We start from the raw sequence: 25797 nt of genomic DNA on the forward strand, positions 1-25797 counted from the left end.
ACTCCTAGTACATCATCATTGCGTTAGATTCGTAAATTATCCAAACCGATAACCCAACAACCATGACGATAATTAGGGCACTGAATAAAAATGAGAAGGTACTTGCACGACCATCTTCTGTCGTAAAATTAAGGTGTAAAAAGTATTTTAAGTGCACCCAAATTTGTACAATAGCTAAAGTAACAATGCTCCAAAGCGTAGTTACTTTTGAAAAGTCGCCTTCCATTACCATGTAAAACGGTATGGCGGTTAAAATTATTGATAGCACAAAGCCTATTAAGTACGTTTTAACACTGCCATGAGATTCATCATGGTGATCACTTTGCATTTGCTTTAACGCATGTGTTTCGCTGTGGCTCATTACATTGCTCCCATTAAATAAACAACGGTAAATACACAAATCCAAACAATGTCTAAGAAGTGCCAAAATAGGCTTAGGCAGCTTAAGCGTGTCACTGTTTGTTTACCTAAGCCGCGTTTAGCCACTTCTATCATCATAATACTCATCCAAATTAGACCCGCAGTTACGTGCAAACCATGTAAGCCTACTAACGAGAAGAATGAGGTTAAAAAGGCACTTTGTTGTGGACCATTGCCATACACAATTAGGTGATGAAATTCGTAAATTTCCATGCCTATAAACACAGCACCTAAACAAAAGGTAATAAACAACCAGGTGAGTGTTAGTGCCTTTTTTTGCCCTTGTGCGGCAATCATGGCAAAGCCAAAGGTAATACTACTAATGAGTAGCGCCGCTGTTTCTACAGCAACAAAGTCGAGTTCAAAAATGTCTTTACCTGATACACCACCGGCTGTGTTCATAAACAGCACGGCGTAAGTGGCAAAAAACGAGGCAAATAATAGGCAATCGGTCATTAGGTATAACCAAAAGCCAAAAATTGTATCGCCAGAGGTATCGTGATGCTCATGTGCATGATCATCGTGCAAAACTGAGTCTAAATGGGCAGTTTCTACATTCGCAGATAGTGTACTCACGCGCTTAGCTCCTTATTTCCACTAGAATTATACGCAGCTTCAATACGTGCGATTTCATCAGGTTGTATATAGTAATCAACATCGCTGGTGTAACAACGCTTGATAAATAAGGCAATTGCGCCAACAAAACCAACGGCAGCTAACCACCAGATATGCCAGATCATGGCAAAGCTAAATACAGTTAAGCTTGCTGCAATTAACACCCCAGATGCTGTGTTTTTTGGCATATGAATTGGGCTGTAGCTTGCTTTTGTTTGATACGCTTGGCCTTTTTCTTTCGCTTCGGTCCAGGCATCAATGTCATCAACGTGAGGAATAGTGGCAAAGTTATACACTTGTGGAGGTGAGCTAGTTGCCCATTCTAGTGTATGGCCGTTCCACGGATCGCCGGTTGTATCGTCAAGTGCTTCGCGGTCTCTAAAGCTGACAAATAGCTGCACGACTTGGAAAATAATACCAAACATAATAATGACTGCACCGCCTGCTGCAATGTATAACCACATGTTCCAATCTGGGTTATTAGTGTGGTTTAAGCGACGTGTCATACCTAAGAAACCAAGTACATACAACGGCATAAACGCCACGAAGAAACCAACTATCCAACACCAGAAAGACGCTTTACCCCATTTTTCGCTAAGCTTAAAGCCCATTGCTTTAGGGAACCAAAATACAAAACCTGCAAGGTAGCCAAATACAGCGCCACCAATGATTGTGTTATGGAAATGCGCAATTAAGAATAAACTGTTATGCAACACGTAATCGGCACCCGGAATAGCCAGTAGTACGCCGGTCATACCGCCTACTGTAAAGGTAACCATAAAGCCTAATGTCCAAAGTACAGGAACGCTGATACGTAAACGGCCGCGGTAAATGGTAAACAACCAGTTGAATAGCTTAACGCCAGTTGGGACGGCAATAACCATGGTCATTACCCCAAAGAACGCATTAACGTTGGCGCTCGACCCCATGGTGAAAAAGTGGTGTAGCCAAACAATAAAACCTAAAATAGAGATTGCACCGCTGGCATACACCATCGATTTGTAACCAAATAAACGTTTACCGGCAAAGGTTGAGATAATTTCAGAAAAAATACCAAAAGCAGGCAGTACTAAAATATAAACCTCAGGGTGACCCCACGCCCAAAACAGGTTGATGTACATCATGGCGTTGCCGCCCGCTGCATTGGTAAAAAAGTGAAAATCAAGGTAACGGTCAAGCGTTAGCATGCCCAGCACAGCAGTTAAAATAGGGAAAGATGCTGCAATTAAGATATTTGCCCATGTACATGCCCATGTAAAAATTGGCATTTTCATTAGGGTCATACCTGGGGCACGCATTTTAAACACAGTCGCTAAAAAGTTTACTGCAGTTAAAAGCGTACCGAGCCCGGAAATTTGCAAGGCCCATATATAATAATCGACCCCCACCCCAGGGCTAAAGGTCAGCTCCGAAAGCGGCGGATACGCCACCCAACCTGTTTTTGCAAACTCACCAAATACAAGCGACAAGTTAATTAAAATGGCTCCGCTGGCAGTAAACCAAAAACTTAGGTTATTTAAAAATGGAAAAGCGACATCGCGTGCGCCAATTTGCAGTGGCAATACAATGTTCATTAGGCCAATCATAAATGGCATAGCCATAAATATGATCATGATAACGCCGTGCGCTGTAAATATTTGGTCGTAATGCTCAGGAGGCAAATAACCTGGTGCACCACTGGTAGCAAGTGCTAACTGCGCACGCATCATAATGGCATCAGAAAAACCACGAAACAGCATTATTAATGCTAAAAATATGTACATTACGCCTAAGCGTTTATGATCAACAGAGGTGATCCAGTCGTGCCAAAGCACGCCCCACTTTTTATATTTAGTAATAAGCCCGGCAATAATAAGCCCGGCAATCGCTATCACCGTCATGGTAACCATTATAATTGGCTCATGAAACGGAATTGCGTCGAGTGAAAGTTTACCTAAAAACGACATTATTATTCCTCGCCCTGGCTGTGAGATGAAGGCATTGCGTGTTCATTCATTTCATGGTGCTTTTTGCTCATTTGCCCATGCTCGCTCATCGCTTGATGTTTTTTGTTCATATCGCCATGTGCCTGCATATATTTCATAACAATGGTATGAAATAGGCCGTCGTCGACCTTGCCATAATAGGCAACAGGATTGTTTTCACTGGCTTTTGCAAGCTCAACATAATTGGCATGCGTGAGGTTATTAGCATTGGCTTTAACGCTTGTTACCCACTTGTCAAAATCAGCTTGTGTTGGGGTGGCAATGGCATTGAACTTCATACCGGTAAAACCTGCGCCACTGTAATTAGCAGAAAAGCCTTTAAATGTGCCCGGCTCATTTGCGATTAAATGAAGCTTGGTTTCCATGCCTGCCATAGAATAAATTTGACTACCTAGCTGAGGAATAAAAAACGAGTTCATTGTGCTTTCTGAAGTGATTTTGTATTCCACCGGCACATTCGCCGGAAATACCAATTCATTTACCGTTGCAATACCTTGCTCTGGGTAAATAAATAGCCACTTCCAGTTTAATGAAACCACCTCTACAGTGAGGTGCTCGCCTTTACCTTCAATAGGTTTATAGGGGTCTAAGTCTTGGGTAGACTGCCAGGTAATAACACCTAAAATAATAACGATAACAATAGGAACAGCCCAAACAACGGCTTCAATCTTATTTGAATGAGCCCATTTTGGTGCATAAATTTCATGATCTTGTGTGTCTCGGTATTTCCATGCGAAATACAAAGTCATCACAATAACGGGGATTACTACGAGCAGCATAAGGACAGTAGCAATGATGATTAAGTTCTTCTCATCAATACCTATTTGGCCTTTTGGATCGAGTATCCCGCCTTTACAGCCTGACAACGCCAGCACCGTACTAGCTAAAGCAATATTACAAAGGTTACGAATTAACAAGGGAGTATCCTACAAACCTAGAGTTTTAATTTGCTGCTTTGAATAAAAATTAAGCAACGATTTTTCAATAAAAACCCAAGTTAACTAGAACTAAATTATAAAAATAAAGGGGACTGAACCCGCTGCAAGTGGATGCAAAAAATACCTAGCAACAAACCCAGCTTCTAAACGCATTTATATAACGTAATAAAAGTTAACTTGGGTGAGTGTTGGTTGGCTGACGTGTTTAAAACACGCGGCTACATTGCTAATGCAAACTTTAATTATTTACAGCAAGAAAAAATAATTAAAACCAGCAACAAGTGAAGCCTTACAGACAACCTGTAAAGCTAGGTGGAGCACGACAACCATGTGCAGCGGACACAGGTTGGTGTACTTTTGCCTCGCGAAAAGCGAAAGCGGCTTTACGAAGGATTATTCCAGCACGACGCGCCGGAAAAATATGGAACAATAACCAGCAAAGGCCAATGAGTAACTGACTAGATATGATCGGATGAGCTAAAAATTGCGTAATGTGCAGCAAAACAGGCTCAACAATAGAGCCATTGCTAAACAACGCTTCAAGCTGAAAGGCATCCTCTAATGCACCACTTAGCAGCATTACCGTATTAAACACTAATAATGTTATAGCGACACACACGCCCTTGCCCGCTTTATTCAAGCGTTCACACGTTTGCGGTTTGCTAGAAGCAAAAGCCGTATTTGTATGATGCAAAGAAAGTGTGTTCAAAGACATTAACCTACTAAATGACTAATAACAAAATTAGAGTAATAAAGCGCGCAATGGAAAAATTAAAAAAACATTGCTGCTGTAAGCCCTAAAACGAGGTGCTAAATACAATCAAACCGGCTAGCACACATTTACCTAGTGAGAATTGATCCGTATCAAACAAACTTTCAAAACTTACTGAAAGTTCGATGCTGAGTATAACAAAGACAGTTTTCGGTTCAACAAAAAATATAAAGTTTTGCGTTAAGCTTTCGCAGCTATTTTGTTAATAAAAAATAACATAATAAAAATAAAGATTTAGTTTATAAATATTTTATATTTAGGAAGCTTGAGGAGTAGAGATAAGGGGGATTAATGAAGTTAAAAATAAAGCCGCACAAACAAAAACAGCCCAAATTCAGTCACCACCGAACTTGAGCCGCCTTTCACACTGACAACATCTTCACACACATATAAAGATTCTTGGTTTACACTGCGTGGCAATTGTAGGGAATAAAAACAACTCAAAACCGGTCACCACCGACCTTGAGTTGCCTTTCACACTGACAACATCTTCACACACATATAAAGATTCTTGGTTTACACTGCATGGCAATTGTAGGGAATAAAAACAACTCAAGCTAAGTCACCACCGAACTTGAGTTGCCTTTCACACTGACAACATCTTCACACACAATATAAAGATTCTTGGTTTACACTGCGTGGCAATTGTAGAGAATAAAAACAACTCAAAACCAGTCACCACCGACCTTGAGTTGCCTTTCACACTGACAACATCTTCACACACAATATAAAGATTTTTGGTTTACACTGCGTGGCAATTGTAGGGAATAAAAACAACTCAAGCTGTTATTTATGGAAGTGAATCCACCGAACTTGAGTTGCCTTTCACACTGACAACATCTTCACACACAATATAAAGATTCTTTTAAGCGAGGCTAACTTTTATGCCTCAAGCTTATGACTGGAGCCTTGCTCTGTGTCTATGGTTAAACTTTAGAGTGTTAGCTCCAATTTGACAAACGAGAAAAATGAACCTAATAGGTGAAAAAAACTAAACTATAGACCTTGGTCTAATACATTAAGCTTGCGTTTATTTAAAACAGAGGTTGGACAATAAATATACAGGTACAAAAAAAGCGCCATAAGGCGCTTTTTATCATTAAGCTACGGCTTAAATAATTTGGTTTTCTTTCCAGGCTTGCTCTTTAGCCATACGCTTTTTACGCTTATCACATGGATCGTCACAATCACAGGCTTTATCAATACCTACCGAGCCTAACCCACCGCAACTACTTGCCATAGATTTTCTTTGCACGATCATACCAACAGCCATAGCTATCACGATTAAAATTAATAAACCAAATGTAAGAAAAAAAAGTGACATTGCTTAGCCCCTATTGATCAGCAATAAATTATGCTCAAACATTTTTGAGCGACCGCTAAATTATACACCCAAAACCCACATAGATGCGAGAGAAGTCTATTTCAAAAAATCGGTTGTAATATGCGTTTAGCACGAATAAAGCTTTAGCTAAACGCCATTATATTACAAATAAGGTTTAAAAGCAGTGCTCGCGTAAGTCACAATGCCTTTGTCTGATTTAGCCATTAAGTACACAGGTAAATCGCGCTTTTCAGCGTATGCTTTAGCATCGTCCATTCCCATAACCGTTAATGCGGTTGCTAAGCCATCTGCGGTCATTGCACTAGGATGTAATACAGTAACCGACACTAAGTCATGTTTGATTGGCATGCCTGTTACTGGGTCAATTAAATGAGTGTAAGTTTCGCCATCCATTTTATAAAAAATACGGTAGTCACCTGATGTTGCAATGCCATTCGTACCGGGCGCTAATACTCGGTGAACTTTTCGCTCGCCTGGTGGCGCATCTGGCTGCTCTATCGCGATTTTCCAATCTTGGTTATTTGGCTTTTCACCGCCAATGCGCAGCTCCCCACCTATTTCTACCATGTAGTTACTAATATTTTGGCTTTCAAGTAATTGCGCTACTTTATCAATGCCATACCCTTTCGCTGTGGCCGAAAACGACAGCTCTAAACCATCAACTGTTTTAGCAAGGCCCTGCTCAGTAAGATTTAGTTTATCTACACCAATTTTTTCAATCATTGCAGCAAGTGCTTCATCACTTGGGCGCTTAGTTGGTTTTTTATCAGGTCCAAAGCCCCATAAATCTATTAACGGGCCCATCGTTACATCAAGCGTTTTGGTCGACTTACCTAAACGAATCGATTCACTCACCACAGCCCTAAAGTCTTCACTAATTGGCATAACCTGGTTGGCGGGTAATTTATTAAATGTGTTAATTTCAGAATCGCGGATATACGTAGACATAGACTGATTAACCGCTTTCAATTGCGTATCTATTTGCTGCTGTAATTTAGTGGCATCAACGCTTTTATCGTCGGCGAAGTATTTAATATGATAGGTGGTGCCCATCGTTTTGCCTTCTAAAAATACCTCCTGAGGTGTTTTATCAGCCCCACAGCCAGAGATAAATAGCATTATAGTTAATAAAAAAATACTGATAGCGCCTTGAGAACTGCTTACTCTGTTCATTAAATTAGCCCATGTAAAATAAAATAAAAAAAGCCCCGTTGCACAATGTGCGACGAGGCCCGTATTTTAACCAAAACTAAGCTGTTTTGATATGGGTGTTAGCCACCGAAGTCATCTAGTAAGATGTTTTCGTCTTCTACACCTAGGTCTTTAAGCATGCCGATAACAGCCGCGTTCATCATTGGAGGACCACACATGTAGAACTCACAATCTTCTGGCGCTTCATGATCTTTCAAGTAGTTTTCATAAAGTACGTTATGGATAAAGCCTGTGTAACCTTCCCAGTTATCTTCTGGTTGTGGATCAGACAATGCGGTATGCCATACAAAGTTATCGTTTTCAGCTGCTAAGCCATCGAAATCTTCAACATAGAACATTTCACGCTCAGAACGCGCACCATACCAGAAACTAATCTTACGCTTAGAGTTTAAACGCTTAAGTTGGTCAAAGATATGTGAACGCATTGGTGCCATACCTGCACCACCACCTACGAATACCATTTCAGCGTCGGTGTCTTTAGCGAAGAACTCACCAAATGGACCTGAAATAGTTACCTTGTCGCCTGCTTTAAGTGACCAAATGTACGATGACATTTTACCACATGGTAGGCTTAGGTTTCTTGGCGGCGGCGTAGCAATACGCACGTTAAGCATGATAATGCCTTCTTCTTCTGGGTAGTTAGCCATTGAGTATGCACGAATTGTTTCGTCGTCTACTTTTGACTCCAGGTCGAAGAAACCAAAGTGATTCCAGTCGCCACGATACTCTTCAGGGATATCGAAATCTGCGTATTTAACATGGTGAGCAGGCGCTTCGATTTGGATGTAACCACCCGCACGGAAAGGCACTGATTCGCCATCTGGAATTTGTAGCTTAAGCTCTTTAATGAACGTTGCTTTATTATCGTTAGAGATAACTTCACAATCCCATTTTTTAACACCGAAAATTGACTCTTCAAGTTCAATTTCCATGTCGTTTTTAACATTTACCTGACACGCTAAACGACAGCCTTCACGGGCTTCACCTTTAGAAATGTGATCAAGTTCTGTTGGTAAGATATCGCCACCACCTTCTTTAATGTGTACACGACACTGACCACAAGAGCCACCGCCACCACATGCAGATGATACGAAAATACCTGATTCAGATAGCGCGCCTAAAAGCTTGCTACCTGCTGATGTTTTAATGGCTTTGTCTGGATCGCCATTAATACCGATGATGATGTCACCGCTTGCAACTAACTTAGATTTAGCACCAATGATAACTAAAACTAGTAGTACAACGATAGCGATGAAAACACCAACGCCTAAGAAAATCTCATAACTCATGATTTATCCTCGCTACCTTTACAGTGAAATACCAGAGAATGACATAAAGCCAAGACCCATTAAACCAACAGTGATGAAGGTAATACCTAAACCACGTAGGCCATCTGGCACGTCTGAATATTTCATTTTCTCACGGATACCTGCAAGTAATGTAATTGCAAGCGCCCAACCAACACCAGCGCCAACACCATAAACAACAGACTCGCCGAAGTTATAGTTACGCTCAACCATGAATGATACCGCACCAAAAATCGCACAGTTAACTGTGATTAGTGGCAAGAAGATACCTAATGCGTTGTAAAGTGCAGGGAAAAACTTATCTAATGCCATTTCCAAAATTTGCACAAGTGCTGCAATAACACCAATGAACGTTAAGAAACGTAAAAAGCTAAGGTCTGCTTCAGGGTAACCAAGCCACTCTAATGCACCCGGTGCAAGTACGGCATGGTAAACCAAGTTATTTACTGGTACAGAAATACCCAGTACCACAATAACGGCTACACCTAGGCCAATTGATGTAGTTACTTTTTTAGATACTGCTAAGAAAGTACACATACCTAGGAAGAAAGCTAAAGCTAAGTTTTCAATAAAAACCGCTTTTACAAATAAACTAATATAATGTTCCACTGCTTGCCCCTTACGCTTTAGCTTCTACTTGGTCTTTCTTATAAGTACGAAGTACCCATATGAATAAACCAATGATGAAGAATGCACTCGGTGGTAAAATCAATAGACCCATAGGTTGATACCAACCACCATCTTGTACTAATGGGATAATATCAACACCGAATAGTGTTCCCTTACCAAATAGCTCACGAATGAAACCAACTGTAAGTAATACCACTGAGTAGCCTAAGCCATTACCAATACCATCTAAAAATGACATAAGTGGCGGCGACTTCATTGCGTACGCTTCAGCACGACCCATTACAATACAGTTAGTAATGATTAGGCCAACGAATACAGAAAGCTCTTTCGCCGTAGCGTAAGAGAATGCTTGTAATACTTGGTCTACAACAATTACTAGTGAAGCAATGATCGTCATCTGTACGATAATACGTACTGATGAAGGTATGTGGTTACGAATGCTTGAAATGAACAAGCTAGAAAACGCCGTTACTAATGTCAAAGCAATTGACATGATTAAGGCATTTTTTAAGCTAGACGTTACCGCCAGAGCAGAACAAATACCAAGTACTTGTAATGCGATTGGGTTGTTAGCTAAAACCGGACCAAATAGGACCGACTTCATTTCTTTAGTATCAGCCATTATTTCAACGCTCCTTCACGTACCTTCGCAAGGAAAGGTCCAAAGCCGTTTTCACCAGTCCAAAAGTCAACTGTGTGATCAACACCATTAGAAGTTAGTGTAGCACCTGATAAACCATCAATTTGATGTTCGTTGCTTGCACCGCTTTTCATAATGTTAATAGGTAACTCTTTACCTTGCCATTTAGCTGTCCATTGTGGGTTTTGAATTTCGCCACCCAGGCCTGGTGTTTCGCTATGCTTGTAAAAGTTGATGTTTTTAACTGTTTCGCCATCGCTTTCAAGCGCTAAGAAACCATACATTACACCCCAAAGGCCGTAACCTTGGATAGGTAAAATGATTGCATCTGTAGAACCATCTTCTTTTTTAGAGATGTAAACAGGTGAGTTTTTAGTCATACGCTGAATACCAGCGATGTCCTTAATCCCTTCTGCTTTAAGTGCAAAACTTCTTTGTTGGTCGAATTTCGATTTTTCGAAATCAAATGAGTTTGGATCAGCATCTTCAACAAATTCGCCAGTATCCATATCAACAACACGTGCTTCGATTTTGCCATCGAATGTGTCAGATACAGAGTTTGCGATTTCAATATCAGCTGCTGCTAAGATATTACGTTGAATATCTTGAGTTTTATTAGCTTGCTGTAAAGGACGAAGCTGTACAGAAGCAAACGATACAATAATTGCACACACTAAACATAGTGCTACAACAACCGTTAACGTTTTGCCGATTGATTCGTTATTACTAGACATTACGTGCCAACCTCCGCTTGATATTAGCTTGCACTACAAAGTGATCGAACAGTGGAGCAAATAAGTTAGCAAATAAGATTGCTAGCATCATGCCTTCTGGGAAAGCAGGGTTTACTACACGGATCATAACTACCATAAAGCCAATAAGCGCGCCGTATGCGAACTTACCTTTATCGGTAAATGCAGCTGATACAGGGTCAGTAGCCATAAAGAACATACCAAACGCAAAACCACCCAGTACTAAATGCCAATGCCAAGGCATTGCAAATACAGGATTGCTCTCAGAGCCAACCGCATTTAATAAGAATGCAGTTGCCACCATACCTAGGAATACACCTAGTACAATGCGCCAAGAAGCGATGCGAACGTAAATTAAGAATAAGCCACCAATAAGCACAGCAAGCGTAGATGTCTCACCTACAGAACCTTGAATGAAACCGTAAAACGCATTCCACCATAGCTCCATGTTGCTGTAATCAAGAGTGCCTACAAACGCTTGACCTAGCATAGTTGCACCAGAGAACGAGTCTACTGCAGTCCATACTGTGTCACCTGAAATTTGTGCAGGGTATGCGAAGAATAAAAACGCACGGCCCGCTAATGCAGGGTTTAAGAAGTTACGGCCTGTACCACCAAAGATTTCTTTAGCAATAACAACACCAAACGTAATACCTAACGCCACTTGCCATAAAGGAATAGTCGCAGGCAAAATAAGTGCAAATAATACAGAGGTTACGAAGAAACCTTCGTTAACTTCATGCTTACGCACAGAAGCAAATAGTACTTCCCAAAAACCACCTACTGCAAAAGTAACGGCGTATATTGGTAAGAAGAAACATGCCCCGTAGAACATTTTAGCGCCCCACCCCGACTCAGCGGTTAATTCACCACCAAATAACTGGAACAAGCCAACCTGCCAAGAGTTTGCTAGTTCAAAACCTTGTGCTAAAGCACCTGCGGCCTGATGACCGGTGTTGAACATACCAAAAAACATAGCTGGGAACGTCGCCATCCACACTAAAATCATCATGCGTTTTAGGTCGATATTATCGCGAACGTGAGTTGCGCCTTTATTTACATAACCTGGCGTGTAAAAAATAGTCGCGGCTGCTTCATACAGGGCGTACCATTTTTCGTGTTTACCACCTGGTTCAAAATGCGGCTCAATGTCTTCTAAAAATTTCTTTAAACCCATCTCTTAGCCTTCCTTCTCGATCGTTGTTAAGCAATCGCGTAGGATAGAACCATACTCGTATTTGCCCGGACAAACGAAGGTACATAACGCTAAATCTTCTTCATCAAGTTCAAGCGCGCCTAATGAAATTGCACTGTCTAAGTCACGTGAAATTAAGTCACGTAATAATAGGGTTGGCAAAATATCTAGCGGCATTACGCGCTCGTAGCTACCAATTGGTACCATGGCACGTTTTGAACCACCTGTAGACGTTGTCATTTTAAATAAACGACTCGGTGCAAGGTGAGAAAGGAATGTACGCGTTACAGAGAATTTATCACTACCTGGTGCAATCCAACCAAACAGCTCTTTTTCGCGACCTTCAAGTAAAACAGATACTTGAACGTGGTATCGACCTAAGAATGCATGAGGACCTGAAGAAATAGCGCCAGATAAAACAGAACCAGAAATAACACGGTTATCACCGTCTTCTAATTCGCCTGCCACTAAATCATCTAATGAAGCACCTAGTTGTGTTTTCACTAAACGAGGGTTTTTAACGCGAGGACCTGCAAGCGAAATAACACGGTCTGTGTTGATTTCACCAGTAAGGAATAAGTGACCATACGCGATAACGTCTTGGTAACCAATATGCCAAACTTGTTTATTAACAGATACTGCATCAAGGTGATGAATATGAGTACCAACTAAGCCTGCTGGATGCACGCCACCGAACTCATGTACTTCTACTTGAGCGATAGACGAGCTAGGAACTTGACTGCCAGCTTGCTTACATACAAATACTTTGCCATCGGTCAAACGCGAAACAACAGCAAGACCCGCTTCAAATGCAGCTGCATTTTCGGCAATAATTACTGCAGGATCTGCAGCAAGAGGGTTTGTGTCGATAGCGGTTACAAATATAGAGCTAGGATTTGCATCCAACGCAGCTATTTTGCTAAATGGGCGAGCACGAAGTGCTGTCCATTGACCTGACTGAACAAGTACTTCTTTGGCTTTTTCACGCGATAAGCTTGCAAGCTCATCTGCATTGAAAGAGTCAAAGGTGATTTGCTCACTGCCGTTTACTTCAATAACAACAGATTGCAGCACACGTTTAGCACCACGATTAATTTCTTTTACTGTACCAGAAGCTGGTGCAGTAAATAGGACGCCTGGGTTCTTTTTGTCTTCAAAAAGTACCTGGCCTTTTTTGACTTGGTCATCCACACGAACATGCATGGTTGGACGCATACCGATAAACTCTTCACCTAGCACAGCTACACGTTTGATGGCAGAACCATCATGAATAACTTGCTGAGGCGCGCCCTCTATGGGTAAATCCAGACCTTTTTTTATGTTGATCATACGCACTTGCATTAATTAACGGAAAGAAACTGAAAAATCGTATCAACCACGTCGCCACTTGAGTTATCCAAGATATATCAAGGTACAAAAGAACAACTTGCTAGGAATATCAAACAAGCAACGCAGTAAAACTCCTCACATATTGCTTCGATTTTAACATCATTATGTACGACTATGCGAGTGTATTTATGAAAATTATACGACAGAAACGCTTATTTAGTTTTGTTAAGTGTTTTAAATAAAAATCAAGGTAGACCAAAGTGGTAGCCTAAGCACCTAACTGCCACAAAATATCTAAAACACTAAAAGCAAAAAAGCCGCAATAAGCGACTTTTTATAATTACAAAGTATGATTAGTCAATCATGTTTGCAATTGGCTTCACTGCATCTACATCTTGCTCATAGTCAACAGCGTCAATGCCAAAACCAAATAAACGTAAAAATTCGTTATGGTAGCCTACATAATCGGTTAGCTCATCAATTGAGCTCGTATCTACTTTATCCCAAACAGCTTGCACACGTGCTTGTACATCGTCTTCTAGCTCTTTGTAGTTTTGGAATAAGTGGCCGCCCTCGTCAAAGCGTGGGTTTTCACCGTATAGGTTTTCGCTAAATAAAGCATGAATTTGCTCAATGGTGCCTTCATAAGTGCCATCGGCTTTCATTACTTTAAATAAAGCAGAGATATATAGCGGCATAATAGGAATAGCAGAGCTTGCCTGAGTAACAACAGCATTTAACGACGACACATAGGCTTGACCATTTAAATCTTTTGTCGATTCTTTAATTGCAGCAGTTGCTCGGTCTAAATCTTCTTTTGCTTTACCTATAGTTGCGTGCCCGTAGATTGGCCACGTTAACTCTTTACCTATATAAGTATAAGCCGTGGTTTTAAAGTTATCGGCTAGTACGTCTGCTTCTTTTAATGCATCAATCCACATTTCCCAATCTTCACCGCCCATCACTTTAATGGTGTTGTCGATGTCATCTTGGCTTGCGGCTTCTACTGTTACTTCGTCAATTTCGCGCTTTGACGTATTTAAATTTTTTGTAGTTACAGCACTGCCAATAGGTTTAAGTGTAGATGAATACACCTCACCGGTATTTGGATCGGTACGACGAGGCGATGCTAAGCTGTAAATAATACAGTCTACTTTGCCTAAATCTGCTTTGATTGTCTCGATTGCTTTTTGCTTAATTTCGTTAGAAAACGCATCGCCATTAATATTTTTTGACCAAAGCCCAGCTTCATCTGCAGCGTCTTGAAATGCTGCTGTATTGTACCAACCAGCAGAACCTGTTTTACGCTCTGTACCTTCTTTTTCAAAGAAAATACCCAGTGTTTTAGCCCCACCGCCAAATGCCGCCGTAATACGAGACGCTAAGCCGTAGCCAGTAGATGCACCAATTACGAGTACATTTTTAGGCGCATCTTTTAATTCGCCTTGTTGTTTTACATAGTTAATTTGCTCTTGAACATGCTCTGCACAACCTACAGGGTGTGCGTTAGTACAAATAAATCCACGAATTTTAGGCTTAATGACCATTGATCATCCTATATCTTTTACAATAAAAATTAGCGCTAGTTTAAAGGCTAATACTAAAAACACTGATCTGATCAGTTAAAGCTGATCAAATACCCCTATTTATATTGGCTAACCTACATTGTGGTTAATTTAGCTTTGAGCCGCCCATACAATTTGGAGAGTCAGGTGCTTCGCCACCCTGCTCTGAAAATTCATCTGGCGTGTACGTATGAATTGCTAAGGCATGAATATGATTTGCTAGCTCATCTTTTAGTACTTCGTTAATTTGGCGGTGGCGCTGTAGTAATCGTTTACCCGCAAATTCTTCGCTTACCACAATTACTTTAAAATGCGACTCAGTACCGGCGCTGTGCATATGGCTTTCGTTAATTACGTTTAAATGCTTACAGGCAATCGCGCTACTAAGCTTGTCTTGAATTTGTTGTTGCATTGACATTAAAACACCATATTTAGTCACTGATTTGTGCAGCTACTATAACAAGTTAATTTAACTAACTAAATTGCTTTTGCTTAATGTGCTCAATAAAGCGGTACGTTAAGCTGATCCGTGGGTGAGCAAGCGTTGTTTGTTTGGGGATTGCGTGCTGGTAGTCGCGCTGACTATGCCCACTCATCACTAAGCAACTACCGCTTTGTAATTTTAAGTCGGTGACTTTATTGGTGGCTTTTTGCTTTAATTTAAGTACGCGCTCAGCACCAAGCGATATACATACAATGGTAGGCTCAGGGCCTAGCTCTATTTCATCATCACTGTGCCAGCCCATGGTGTCGTTACCATCACGGTAATAATTGACTAATAACGAATTAAGCGGCTTATTTAAATGTCGCTCTAAACGTTTTCGCATTGCTAAAAGCACCTCATCCCACGGCTCTACTATTTGTTTACTGTGTGAGTAACCATATTCAATATTTAAGTCGCTCATAAAACATTGCAAACGTGGAATGGGCCCTGTTCTGCCATACACAGTGACATTAGGCTGCTGCCAATTAAGATTTTTTTGTAAATAATAAAATAAATCGAGGCTTTTTTGCGCACTAAGCGCCTTACTTTGATAAGAAAAGCCGTTTGGTAACTGTTGGGGGTTGGCGTTTTGCCGTTGCATGTTAGAATTTACCTACATTAGATTACTGATCAACAAACCATTATGACGACGCAAGCCCAGCTAGGCGATAAAACATTTACTCTTGAACGTTTCCCTTTGGATCAAAAAAACCGCAGTTTACAAGCGTGGGATTCGGCCGACGAGTACCTTATCAATTATGTTAACGAACATCACCCTGATTGTCGCTCATTACTAATTTTAAACGACGCGTTTGGCGCTCTTGCCTGTTATTTTAGTGAATTAACGGTTTGTTCAGTTAACGATTCTTATATTAGCCACCAAGCTGCAGCCTATAATTTAAAAGAAAATAAACTATCAACAGCCCAATTTACACAGTTAGATAGCTTATCTGCGCTGCCTGAAGAGGTTGATTTAGTACTTATAAAAATACCGCGTAACGTCGGGTTTTTACAGTTTCAATTAAGCGAGTTGAGTGAAGTACTTGCCCCTGGCACACCGGTTATTGCCGCGGGTAAAACAAAGGAAATTCATAACTCAACTATAAAAGCGTTTGAGCAATTTATTGGCGAAACCAAAACAAGTTTGGCCGTTAAAAAGTCGCGTTTAATATTAAGTACAGCTAAAGGCGGTTATAAAGAAGCTAACTTCCCGGTAAGTTGGCAGCTTGAAGGCACTGATTTTAATATAACGAACCATGCCAATGTGTTTTCGCGCGATTCGTTAGATATAGGTGCACGGTTCTTTTTTAATTACTTGCCGCAAACCTCAAAAGCAAAAAGTATTATCGACTTAGGTTGTGGTAATGGCGTAGTGGGCTTAATGACGTTATCACGATGTCCAAATGCGTCGGTAACCTTTGTTGATGAGTCGTACATGGCGGTCGAATCTGCACGTTTAAATGTAGAACTTAACCAAGCAAATAAATTTGATGATTGCCAATTTATAGAAAACGATTGTTTAACCGGCTTTGCAAGAGACAGTGTGGATATGGTGTTGTGTAACCCTCCATTTCACCAAGCCCAAGCTGTTACCGACCACATTGCGTGGCAAATGTTTAAACAAGCAAAAGATACATTAAAAGAAGGTGGCGAGCTGCGTATTATTGGTAATCGTCATTTAGATTATCACGATAAATTAAATCGTATGTTTGGTAACTGTAAGCTATTAGGTTCAAACAAAAAGTTTGTAGTGCTCAGCGCAACTAAAAATAGTGGGATGCTATAAAATGAAATTAACTAAATTTATTTTAGCCTGTTGCTCCATGCTGGTGTTTAGCGCATGCAGTAACCAGCCAAACCAAGTGATATTAAACCCGGTTTATAAAAGTGGCCAAATTAGCGTTATTTCAGCCAGTTTAAGTACCAGCGTTATTGATTTACGTGGTGATAGCGCCACCCTTAAGCTTGTTGAGTCGGACAAAACCAAAACCTTTGCCAGCCAAGATATTGTAACCTCTGTTAAAAGCGTATTAGATAGCGCGCTAAACCGTAACGGGGCAAGCATTTCTAACCTAGCAACAACCCGCTTTGAACTAGACATTCATGTCTTACAAGCACAAGTGACTGAAAAGCTCATGAGCCATACCAGCGAAGCGCACATTGAGCTAGGCGTAAGGGTCATTCGCTCTACCAGCAATTTTAGTAAAGTGTATCGTGGCAGTGCTAATTTAGAAGGGCCGCTGAGCCACGATCGTGCAAAAATTGAAGGTCAACTCAATAAGTTGACGGAACAAATTATAACCCGCATTGTATCGGACCCAGAATTAATTGAATTTTTAGAAGGTTAACAATGAAACGATTTTTAATCTGCTTAAGCCTACTATTTAGTGTAAGCACCTTTGCCGCGCAAGAAGGCCGTTTTGTTCAAAAAGACAATATTTTTCCGCGTGTAGAAATAGTCACGTCATTGGGTAGCATTGTGGTTGAGCTAGACCGCTCAAAAGCCCCTATTACGGTAAATAACTTTTTAACCTACGTAATGGATAAAAGTTACCAAGGCAGTATATTTCACCGTGTAGAACGTGATGTTGAAAACGACCGTGACTTTGTAATACAAGGTGGTGGCTACGATAAAGACCTTGATGGCTTACACGAAAACGACCCTATATTTAACGAAAGTGGCAACGGTTTAAAAAATGATATGTACAGCATCGCTATGGCGTATCAAGACCGTGAACCGCATTCAGGAACTCGCCAGTTCTTTTTTAATATGGATGATAACGATCATTTAAACCCAGGTAGAGATTGGGGCTTTGCCGTGTTTGGCAATGTAATGGATGGTTACGACACACTAGATAAAATTATGGCTGTAGAAACCGGCTTTAATGAAAAAATTGGCTACGACTTTGTACCAAAAACGCCCGTTGTTATTTTAAATATTAAAGTACTTGAGCAAACCCCATTATAAATCACTGAGGTGCAACTAAGTTGCACCCAACGCCAATGAAGGCCCTATGAGCAAAACCCTCTCAGTAAGCGAATATTTCTCGTATTTTAAAGATAAACGTTTAATCAATATTTTTATATTTGGTATGAGCAGTGGTTTTCCATGGGTACTGATTGGCTCTGTGATGTCGGCTTGGCTAAAAGACGAAGGCCTAAGCCGCAGTATGATTGGCTTATTTGGTATTGTATTTGGCGCATACAGCATTAATTTTATGTGGTCGCCGCTTATTGATAGAACCAAACTGCCATTATTGTACAAATGGTTTGGGCAACGTCGCAGCTGGATTTTATTTTGCCAAAGCTTTATGTTTATTGGCACCCTGCTTTTAGCGGGGCTTGATTTAAAAGCAAACTTAGCGATTGCCGCCGGCTTATGTTTACTCATCGCAGTCGCCTCTGCCACACAAGACATAGCAATTGATGCTTTTAGAATAGACACGTTAAGCGAAAACGAATCTCATAAAGCCACTGCAGCTGCTGCTATGGCCACATCGGGTTGGTGGACAGGTTACGCATTACTGGGTGCTATTCCTTTTTACATGGCCGATATCCCCTCTTTAGATTGGCCACAAGTGTATTACTTTTTAGCCGCTGTTATGTTGATACTAATGAGCGGCGTGTTGTTTGCCAAAGAGCCTAAATCAAACCGAGAAGCTGTTCACGCAGAGCTTGAGCGCGTATACCTTGAAAAACTAGCCAGCATTAAGCAAACGCCCTTTACTAAAGTGATTGCTTGGCTTGGCGTTACAGTGGTTGATCCCTTTAAAACCTTTTTTGCTAAAAATGGGGTTAAAACAGCCCTTGCCTTATTAGCATTTATTTTCTTATTTAAAATAGGCGAAGCTTTTTTAGGGCGCATGTCGATTGTTTTTTATAAAGAAATAGGCTTTAGCAACAGCGACATAGCCACTTTTTCAAAAGTAGGCACTGCAGTACTCACCATTGCTTTTACCTTTGTGGGCAGCTTGTTTAATCAAAAGTACGGCATTGTAAAAGGGCTATTTATAAGTGGTGTTGCTATGGCGGGGTCTAATTTAGCATTTTCGGCTATTGCGCTGGTTGGCCCTAATTTAGGCTTATACGCTTTTGCTATTGTAATTGACGGCTTTACTCAGGCTTGGTCGTTAGTCGCTATGGTGGCATTTATATCGATGTTATGTGACCGGGCATTTAGTGCAACACATTATGCTTTACTGGCTTCACTTGGTAATTTAGGGCGTACATTGCTTTCAAGTTACAGTGGTGTGGTTATTGATGATTGGCTAATGGGAAATTGGGCATTATTTTTTGTGTTAACGGCATTAATGGTAATACCTTCGCTGGTGTTTTTATATTTGATTAGGCATAAGCTCTATCAGTTAGAGCAAAATTACCATAAAAATATGTAATGCATCCCTGCATTAACGTGATTTGCTTAGGCCGTTCAAGTGCCCCTTATAACACCCTAAGCAAAACAATATTAATCCGCTTTAATTAAGCCTAGCGCTTCATGCGGATCAACTTCAAGTGCATTACAGTAACGTACAAACTCAATAACATCTAAGCGGCGTTCTTGATTTTCAATCTTACCGATAAATGAGTGAGGTGTTCCTAGCACTTGTGCCAGGCTACGCATTGTATGACCCTTTTCATGGCGTTTTGTTTTAAGCCATTTAGTTAGCTTTTCGTTTTCTTCAGAAGAAACAGTCTTGCCCATCATTTTACATCTCCTACTAGATGATATGACATACCCGTCAAAGCAGTAGTCACATAATGATTGGAGGCATATAAGCAGATACCCACTACATTATTCAATAGCAAGCTATTGCTTAAATAAGCAAAGGTATTGCTACTTATTCAACCTACCAATCTATTCAGTGCTAACCCGCAAAAATAGGATATAGGTTTATTTTTATTAAGAGTGAAATTTTGCCCGTCTCACTCTTGGATACATTATATACTATTAACAGTTCGGTTAAATAATTAATTACATAGTTTGCATAAATTTACCCAATCACTAACCTTTACTTATGCTGAATATTTAAGTTAACGTACCAAAAATATTAAGTTTTTTCCTAAAAAATTAATTGTAAGATAAAAGCACTTTGTTACAAATTAACGTGCAAATAACCTTGCTGTATTGATGTTTAAACAACAGTAAGGGTAAAAAAGTTCCCATAAATAACGTTTTTCCCTAACTAAGGGACTAAAGAGGAAGTATGTTTAGAGTCTTATTTTTGTTGCCTATTTTACTATGCTTTTTATGGTTTTTGTTTTTACGTCACTACGGAGTACCCATTAAACAAGGTAAAAAAGGCTTTTTATACATACTTGCCTTTTCTGCTTTTGTATTAGGCTTTTTTGTATTAATAATGCAGTTTACCCATTACAGCCCAATTGAATTTTAGGCATTAAAAAAGCCGCTAACGCGGCTTTAATAGCTAAGCGTAAATTGCTTAAACGCTAAAACTTGCACCACACCCACAGGTAGTCGTTGCATTAGGATTAGATACAAAAAAGCGTGCGCCTTCTAACCCTTCTGTGTAATCCACTTCGCCATCAACTAAGTACTGAATACTCATTGGGTCAATAACCAGGGTTACACCATTTTTAACTATTTCTAAATCGCCAGGATTTGCTTTTTCATCAAAAGTAAAACCATATTGAAAACCAGAACAACCACCACCTGTTACGTAAACACGCAGTTTTAAATCTGGATTTTCTTCTTCGTCGATTAACTGTTTAACACGAACAGCAGCTGCATCGCTGAACTTTATTGGTAATTCTTCAGACATTTTAAAACCCTCAATATCGCAATGGCGTGATTATCTAATACCCGAGTGTTTTAATCAAGTATAGTCAAACATCTCTTGAGGTATCTTAGGCTTTTAACTATTGCTTTAGCCGATACGATAGCAAAATGTGTTTTTAGTGATTGCTGTAATATTTGTTAATATAAGTGTTTAAAATTGCAAAATCACAAGGACTTACCTGCACACTTTTGTTAAACTGCTCGCTGAAAAAATGTGGCGGAGAATACAGCATGTGGCTTGAGCAACTCAGGCGTCGATTAGCAAAACCAAAAACCTCTGTACAATTATGCTTATTAGGCGTAAGTGCTGGTTTAATTGCTGCATTTTTTATTATTTTATTTCGCTTAACGATTCTGTTTTTTCAAAGCTTATTTTTAGACACTCCCGATAATTTTACTACTATCCCCACTCTTGAACGAGTTTTAATGCCGTTAATTGCTGCGCTACTGATTGCTACATTTGCTGCATTTACTGGCTTTAAACACTATCGATTAGGCATTCCTTTTGTTATTCATCGCATTAAACGCCACTACGGGCAAATGCCGCTTTACAACACCGTAAACCAATTTGTTGGTGGTGCACTGGCACTTATTAGTGGTTTTTCGGTTGGCCGCGAAGGGCCATCTGTTCATATGGGCGCCACCGGAGCAAGTATATTAGCCGATAAACTTCATTTACCGCATAACGCCATGCGTACATTAAGTGGCTGTGGTGTCGCTGCGGGTATTGCGGCCTCGTTTAATACCCCACTGGCTGCGGTTATTTTTGTAATGGAAGTAGTGCTACGTGAGTACAAAGTGCATATTTTTGTACCAATTATGCTTGCCGCACTAACTGGTGCATTAGCAACCCAATTCGTGTTTGGTGAAGGCTCAGAGCTTGCACTTATTAGCATTACGCCATTGAGTGGTTGGCATTACCCATATTTAATTTTATGTGGCATGGCCTTAGGGGCAATTGCCTATAGCTTTAATCAAAATTTAATGCTGATCATAAAAACATTTAAACCTTTAAGCATGTTTCCTCGTTTACTCATTGCAGGTTGTATTGCGAGTATTATTGCCTATGCAGTGCCCCAAGCGATGGGTTCGGGTATGAGTGCGATTACTATTGCGGTTGAATCGCCTGAAAACGCGCAACTACTTACCACTATTTTAATAGCTAAACTGCTAGCGACCTTGTTTGCCATTGGCCTAGGAATACCGGGTGGCTTAATAGGCCCCGTTATTGGGCTAGGTGTATTAACAGGTACTTTAATGGCCTTTTTTGCCCAATTTATAAGCCCAGGTGCTGACATTGCAGGCACATACGGCGTATTAGGAATGGCAGGATTACTCGCAGCTACATTACATGCGCCGTTAGCAGCATTAACAACTGTGATGGAGCTTACGTCCTCGCCAGAGATTATTGTACCGGCCATGTTAGTGATAACAACCGCCTATGTAACGGCGCTGCAAGTATTTGGCAATCGGTCTATATTTTTGCAACAGCTTGATTTTCAGGGGCTACCCTATCATGTATCGCCCGCAACGGAGGCGCTACAAAAAGTGGGCATAATGGATGATATGGATGAGGACTTTAAACTGCTTTATTCAGACGATAAAGAGCAAATTAAAAACACCTTAGACGCCATGGATAGCCAAACCCCTTTAATAGTTTACGATGAAGAAAACGGCTATCGCCTAGCAGAGTACGACCTTACCCTGATGTCGGGCGAAAACATAAATATAAACTACATTAGCTTACAAGGCATTAGCAGCCAGTCGACCTTAGCTGATGCCTTTGATATTTTAAAAGATAAACGCAGCGGCGCCCTGTATGTATACAACTTGCTAGATGATCAGCAAATAATGGGGCTATTACGCTGGGATCAAATAAATAATATTTTAACTATTCGTAACAGCCTACTTTAGGATTCTTATGAGCGCTTTACTAATTTATAAAACACTGCACGTTTTTTTTATGATTGCTTGGTTTGCCGGTATTTTTTATTTACCTCGGTTATTTGTATACCACGCAATGAGCGAAGAAAAAGCCTGTAACTCTATGCTTAAAGTAATGGAACGCCGGCTACTCTTTTTTGTTACCCCGTTTGCTATTTTAACGGCCGTTTTTGGTGTACTCACTATTGTAGAATATGGCCGTGAGTGGTTTAGATACAGCATGTGGCTGCACTACAAACTGGTACTGGTCATTATTTTATATCTATACCACGGCTACTGCTTTAAATTACTGAGCGACTTTAAACACGACAGAAATACCAAAACGGACCGTTTTTATCGTATTTTTAATGAGCTCCCAGTTATTGCGCTGCTAATTATTGTTGCGCTTGCGGTAATAAAACCTAATTTATAAGCTGTGTAGCGCATGTTAAACTGCGCTGCAATTTACAATACTTGCTATAACACGCGCGATTGCGTGCCCCATTCTTATGGATTATCGCGCCCCTTTGATTGATTAGGAATAACCCCATGTTAAGTTTCCAAGGTGAACATATACTGTCGGTAAATCAACTCGACAGAGACTGCATTGAGCGTATTTTTGCAGTAGCGAAAAAAATGGAGCCTTATGCTAAAAAACAAAAGCAAACAACAGTGCTAGAAGGCGCTATTTTAGCTAATTTGTTTTTTGAACCAAGCACGCGTACGCGTGTAAGCTTTGGTACTGCCTTTAATTTATTAGGCGGTGGCGTGCGCGAAACAACCGGCATGCAAAGCTCAGCACTTGCTAAAGGCGAATCGCTTTACGACACTGCGCGTGTTATTTCGGCTTACGCTGATGCCGTTGCTATGCGCCACCCTGATGCAGGCTCGGTAAGCGAATTTGCAGACGGTTGTACCGTACCGGTAATTAACGGTGGCGATGGCCCAAACGAGCACCCTACTCAAGCACTACTTGACTTGCTTACTATTGAACGTGAACTCAACCGATTTGATCAAAACATTGATGGCATGCATATCGCCTTAGTTGGCGATTTAAAATATGGCCGCACAGTACATTCACTATCTAAATTATTGTGCCATTACAAAAACGTAAAATTTTCGATGGTGGCGCCCGATGGCCTACAAATGCCAACGAGTATTTTAGATGCGGTAGAAAATGCAGGCCATAAAATACAATTAGTCAACAAAATGGAAGGGAACTTAGCAGCGGATATTGTGTACCAAACACGTATTCAAGAAGAGCGCTTCCCTTCACAAGAAGAAGCCAATAAATACCGTGGCGGCTTTAGAATTAGCCAATCAATTTATAACGCGCACTGTAAGCCAAATTCCGTGCTTATGCACCCGCTCCCACGCGATAGCCGTTTAGAAGCTAATGAGCTTGATAACGACTTAAACAGTAACGACAATTTAGCTATATTCCGCCAAGTACAAAATGGCGTGTTAATTCGTATGGCACTGTTTGCTTTAACACTCGGCGTAGAAAACAAAGTCGAGCAATATGAAGTAGACGTACCTTGGTTTAGCCGCAAACGCGACAGCTAAACACTTTTACCAAGCGACAATTAATAGGATTTTTCATGACAATAAGCCAAGATTTATTTAATCGTGCACAAACTTCAATTCCTGGTGGCGTAAATTCACCTGTACGTGCATTTAACGGTGTTGGTGGCACGCCACTATTTATTACCAAAGCCGAGGGCGCCTTTACCTTTGATGCCGATGGCAACCGTTATATTGATTACGTAGGTTCGTGGGGCCCGATGATCATGGGCCATAACCACCCAGCTATAAAGCAAGCTGTTCACGAAGCGGTAGAAAACGGTTTAAGTTATGGGGCGCCCACTGAAGCTGAAATTTTAATGGCTGAAAAAGTAAAAGCGCTTGTTCCCTCAATCGAAAAAGTACGTATGGTAAGCTCGGGTACCGAAGCCACAATGAGCGCCATTCGCTTAGCACGTGGCTATACAGGGCGTGATAAAATCCTTAAGTTTGAAGGTTGTTACCACGGCCATGCCGACTCATTATTAGTAAAAGCAGGCTCTGGCGCATTAACCATGGGTGTGCCAAATTCACCCGGTATCCCTGAGGATTTTGCAAAGCACACGCTTACCGTATCGTTTAATAACCTTGATGAAGTAAAAGCTGTATTTGAAAAATACGCAGACGACATTGCCTGTATTATCGTTGAGCCAGTAGCGGGTAACATGAACTGTATTCCTCCTGTAGAAGGCTTTTTAGAAGGCTTGCGTGCAGTATGTGATGAGTACAAATCGGTGCTTATTTTTGACGAAGTAATGACCGGTTTTCGTGTTGCATTAGGTGGCGCTCAGGCGTATTACAACATAAAACCTGACTTAACATGTTTAGGTAAAGTCATTGGTGGCGGCATGCCTGTTGGTGCCTTTGGCGGCAAAACCGAAATTATGGATTACATTGCGCCAGTAGGTCCGGTTTACCAAGCCGGTACTCTTTCTGGTAACCCTATTGCAATGGCTGCGGGTTTAAAATCGCTTGAGCTATTAAGTGAGCCAGGTTTGCACGATAAGTTAGAAGCTATTTCTAAAGCTATTTGTGAAGGCTTTGAAGCAGGCGCTAAAAAAGCAGGCATACCTTTAACCACTAACTACGCAGGCGGTATGTATGGCTTTTTCTTCACTGAAGCAGAAAAAGTAACCACTTATAAACAAGCTACAGAATGTGATTTAGAACGCTTTAAACGCTTTTTCCACTTAATGCTGGAAGAAGGCGTATACCTAGCACCTTCTGCATTTGAAGCAGGCTTTGTGTGTGCTGCGCACACAGAGCAAGAAGTACAAGCGACTATTGAAGCTGCAGAGCGCGCCTTCGCTAAGCTATAAGCATCC

General features: G+C 40.8%; 27 protein-coding genes. 9 read left to right on the forward strand and 18 right to left on the reverse strand.

Annotated elements, in window-relative coordinates; all coding sequences use genetic code 11:
- Nucleotides 1–4 precede the first annotated feature (4 nt).
- The 16 genes from cyoD to PSH41_RS13455 all read right to left on the reverse strand — a co-directional run bounded on the left by cyoD (nucleotide 5) and on the right by PSH41_RS13455 (nucleotide 15790).
- Nucleotides 5–361, reverse strand: a complete 357-nt coding sequence (gene cyoD / locus PSH41_RS13380; RefSeq protein ID WP_058547274.1) for a cytochrome o ubiquinol oxidase subunit IV — start codon at nucleotides 359–361, stop codon at nucleotides 5–7.
- Nucleotides 361–996 carry a cytochrome o ubiquinol oxidase subunit III gene (cyoC, locus tag PSH41_RS13385; RefSeq protein ID WP_443197751.1) on the reverse strand — a complete coding sequence of 212 codons (636 nt, stop codon included), beginning with the start codon at nucleotides 994–996 and terminating at the stop codon, nucleotides 361–363. The genes cyoD and cyoC overlap by 1 nt, the downstream gene beginning before the upstream one ends.
- On the reverse strand, nucleotides 993–2981 hold the full coding sequence (gene cyoB / locus PSH41_RS13390) for a cytochrome o ubiquinol oxidase subunit I (RefSeq protein ID WP_004587446.1): 1989 nt from the start codon (nucleotides 2979–2981) through the stop codon (nucleotides 993–995). Before cyoB ends, cyoC begins: the two co-directional genes overlap by 4 nt.
- Nucleotides 2982–2983: 2 nt before the next feature.
- Entirely contained in the window at nucleotides 2984–3937 is a 954-nt protein-coding gene (cyoA, locus tag PSH41_RS13395; RefSeq protein ID WP_248442972.1) for a ubiquinol oxidase subunit II, read from the reverse strand.
- A 310-nt stretch (nucleotides 3938–4247) separates the two neighbouring features.
- Complete coding sequence (locus PSH41_RS13400; protein WP_055016845.1) at nucleotides 4248–4667, reverse strand: hypothetical protein; 420 nt, start codon at nucleotides 4665–4667, stop codon at nucleotides 4248–4250.
- Nucleotides 4668–5841: 1174 nt separating this feature from the next.
- Entirely contained in the window at nucleotides 5842–6054 is a 213-nt protein-coding gene (nqrM, locus tag PSH41_RS13405; protein ID WP_264390403.1) for a (Na+)-NQR maturation NqrM, read from the reverse strand.
- 162 nt (nucleotides 6055–6216) lie between these two features.
- Nucleotides 6217–7248 (reverse strand): FAD:protein FMN transferase, encoded by a 1032-nt coding sequence (locus tag PSH41_RS13410; protein ID WP_273589289.1) that lies wholly within the window; start codon nucleotides 7246–7248, stop codon nucleotides 6217–6219.
- Nucleotides 7249–7346: 98 nt separating this feature from the next.
- Nucleotides 7347–8576 (reverse strand): NADH:ubiquinone reductase (Na(+)-transporting) subunit F, encoded by a 1230-nt coding sequence (nqrF, locus tag PSH41_RS13415; protein ID WP_004587138.1) that lies wholly within the window; start codon nucleotides 8574–8576, stop codon nucleotides 7347–7349.
- 18 nt (nucleotides 8577–8594) lie between these two features.
- On the reverse strand, nucleotides 8595–9203 hold the full coding sequence (gene nqrE / locus PSH41_RS13420) for an NADH:ubiquinone reductase (Na(+)-transporting) subunit E (RefSeq protein WP_004587139.1): 609 nt from the start codon (nucleotides 9201–9203) through the stop codon (nucleotides 8595–8597).
- Between the two features lie 10 nt (nucleotides 9204–9213).
- On the reverse strand, nucleotides 9214–9846 hold the full coding sequence (locus PSH41_RS13425) for an NADH:ubiquinone reductase (Na(+)-transporting) subunit D (protein ID WP_004587140.1): 633 nt from the start codon (nucleotides 9844–9846) through the stop codon (nucleotides 9214–9216).
- Nucleotides 9846–10598 carry a Na(+)-translocating NADH-quinone reductase subunit C gene (locus tag PSH41_RS13430; RefSeq protein ID WP_004587141.1) on the reverse strand — a complete coding sequence of 251 codons (753 nt, stop codon included), beginning with the start codon at nucleotides 10596–10598 and terminating at the stop codon, nucleotides 9846–9848. Before PSH41_RS13430 ends, PSH41_RS13425 begins: the two co-directional genes overlap by 1 nt.
- Complete coding sequence (locus tag PSH41_RS13435) at nucleotides 10591–11793, reverse strand: NADH:ubiquinone reductase (Na(+)-transporting) subunit B (RefSeq protein WP_273589288.1); 1203 nt, start codon at nucleotides 11791–11793, stop codon at nucleotides 10591–10593. The genes PSH41_RS13430 and PSH41_RS13435 overlap by 8 nt, the downstream gene beginning before the upstream one ends.
- 3 nt (nucleotides 11794–11796) lie before the next feature.
- The gene (locus tag PSH41_RS13440; RefSeq protein ID WP_004587143.1) at nucleotides 11797–13140 is read right to left on the reverse strand and encodes a Na(+)-translocating NADH-quinone reductase subunit A; all 1344 of its coding nucleotides are present in this window, start codon (nucleotides 13138–13140) and stop codon (nucleotides 11797–11799) included.
- Nucleotides 13141–13493: 353 nt separating this feature from the next.
- The gene (gene fabV / locus PSH41_RS13445) at nucleotides 13494–14687 is read right to left on the reverse strand and encodes an enoyl-ACP reductase FabV (RefSeq protein ID WP_024034299.1); all 1194 of its coding nucleotides are present in this window, start codon (nucleotides 14685–14687) and stop codon (nucleotides 13494–13496) included.
- Nucleotides 14688–14811: 124 nt separating this feature from the next.
- Nucleotides 14812–15123 (reverse strand): BolA family protein, encoded by a 312-nt coding sequence (locus PSH41_RS13450; protein WP_004587145.1) that lies wholly within the window; start codon nucleotides 15121–15123, stop codon nucleotides 14812–14814.
- 55 nt (nucleotides 15124–15178) lie between these two features.
- A complete protein-coding gene (locus tag PSH41_RS13455) occupies nucleotides 15179–15790 on the reverse strand; it encodes an alpha-ketoglutarate-dependent dioxygenase AlkB family protein (protein WP_004587146.1) in 612 nt (203 codons plus the stop codon).
- Nucleotides 15791–15832: 42 nt separating this feature from the next.
- Between PSH41_RS13455 and PSH41_RS13460 the strand changes: the two genes are divergently transcribed.
- The 4 genes from PSH41_RS13460 to PSH41_RS13475 are packed head-to-tail and all read left to right on the forward strand — an operon-like array spanning nucleotide 15833 to nucleotide 19583.
- Nucleotides 15833–16975, forward strand: a complete 1143-nt coding sequence (locus tag PSH41_RS13460; protein WP_024034301.1) for a methyltransferase — start codon at nucleotides 15833–15835, stop codon at nucleotides 16973–16975.
- A 1-nt stretch (nucleotide 16976) separates the two neighbouring features.
- A complete protein-coding gene (locus tag PSH41_RS13465; protein WP_273589287.1) occupies nucleotides 16977–17537 on the forward strand; it encodes a YajG family lipoprotein in 561 nt (186 codons plus the stop codon).
- Between the two features lie 2 nt (nucleotides 17538–17539).
- The gene (locus tag PSH41_RS13470) at nucleotides 17540–18157 is read left to right on the forward strand and encodes a peptidylprolyl isomerase (protein ID WP_004587149.1); all 618 of its coding nucleotides are present in this window, start codon (nucleotides 17540–17542) and stop codon (nucleotides 18155–18157) included.
- Between the two features lie 46 nt (nucleotides 18158–18203).
- Nucleotides 18204–19583 (forward strand): AmpG family muropeptide MFS transporter, encoded by a 1380-nt coding sequence (locus PSH41_RS13475; protein ID WP_004587150.1) that lies wholly within the window; start codon nucleotides 18204–18206, stop codon nucleotides 19581–19583.
- Between the two features lie 71 nt (nucleotides 19584–19654).
- Here the strand turns inward: PSH41_RS13475 and PSH41_RS13480 are convergent, their stop codons facing one another.
- Complete coding sequence (locus PSH41_RS13480) at nucleotides 19655–19894, reverse strand: helix-turn-helix domain-containing protein (protein WP_004587151.1); 240 nt, start codon at nucleotides 19892–19894, stop codon at nucleotides 19655–19657.
- Nucleotides 19895–20393: 499 nt separating this feature from the next.
- Here PSH41_RS13480 and PSH41_RS13485 point away from each other — a divergent pair, with 499 nt between their 5' ends.
- The gene (locus PSH41_RS13485; protein WP_004587152.1) at nucleotides 20394–20582 is read left to right on the forward strand and encodes a hypothetical protein; all 189 of its coding nucleotides are present in this window, start codon (nucleotides 20394–20396) and stop codon (nucleotides 20580–20582) included.
- Nucleotides 20583–20630: 48 nt separating this feature from the next.
- On the opposite strand, the gene erpA is transcribed toward PSH41_RS13485, so the two are convergent.
- Nucleotides 20631–20969, reverse strand: coding sequence for an iron-sulfur cluster insertion protein ErpA (gene erpA / locus PSH41_RS13490; RefSeq protein ID WP_002958911.1), 339 nt, complete (start codon nucleotides 20967–20969; stop codon nucleotides 20631–20633).
- A gap of 248 nt (nucleotides 20970–21217) precedes the next feature.
- On the opposite strand from erpA, the gene PSH41_RS13495 reads away from it, so the two are divergent.
- The 4 genes from PSH41_RS13495 (at nucleotide 21218) to hemL (ending at nucleotide 25791) form a co-directional block, all read left to right on the forward strand.
- Nucleotides 21218–22900, forward strand: coding sequence for a chloride channel protein (locus PSH41_RS13495; RefSeq protein WP_055252948.1), 1683 nt, complete (start codon nucleotides 21218–21220; stop codon nucleotides 22898–22900).
- A 7-nt stretch (nucleotides 22901–22907) separates the two neighbouring features.
- Nucleotides 22908–23342, forward strand: a complete 435-nt coding sequence (locus tag PSH41_RS13500; RefSeq protein ID WP_273589286.1) for a CopD family protein — start codon at nucleotides 22908–22910, stop codon at nucleotides 23340–23342.
- A 116-nt stretch (nucleotides 23343–23458) separates the two neighbouring features.
- Nucleotides 23459–24475: an aspartate carbamoyltransferase gene (locus PSH41_RS13505; protein WP_004587156.1), complete on the forward strand. Its 1017-nt coding sequence runs from the start codon at nucleotides 23459–23461 to the stop codon at nucleotides 24473–24475.
- 35 nt (nucleotides 24476–24510) lie between these two features.
- Nucleotides 24511–25791, forward strand: a complete 1281-nt coding sequence (gene hemL, locus PSH41_RS13510) for a glutamate-1-semialdehyde 2,1-aminomutase (protein WP_004587157.1) — start codon at nucleotides 24511–24513, stop codon at nucleotides 25789–25791.
- The last annotated feature ends 6 nt before the right edge of the window (nucleotides 25792–25797 follow it).

The organism is Pseudoalteromonas sp. CST2 (genome assembly GCF_028599385.1).
GTDB classification, from domain to species: Bacteria; Pseudomonadota; Gammaproteobacteria; order Enterobacterales; family Alteromonadaceae; genus Pseudoalteromonas; species Pseudoalteromonas atlantica.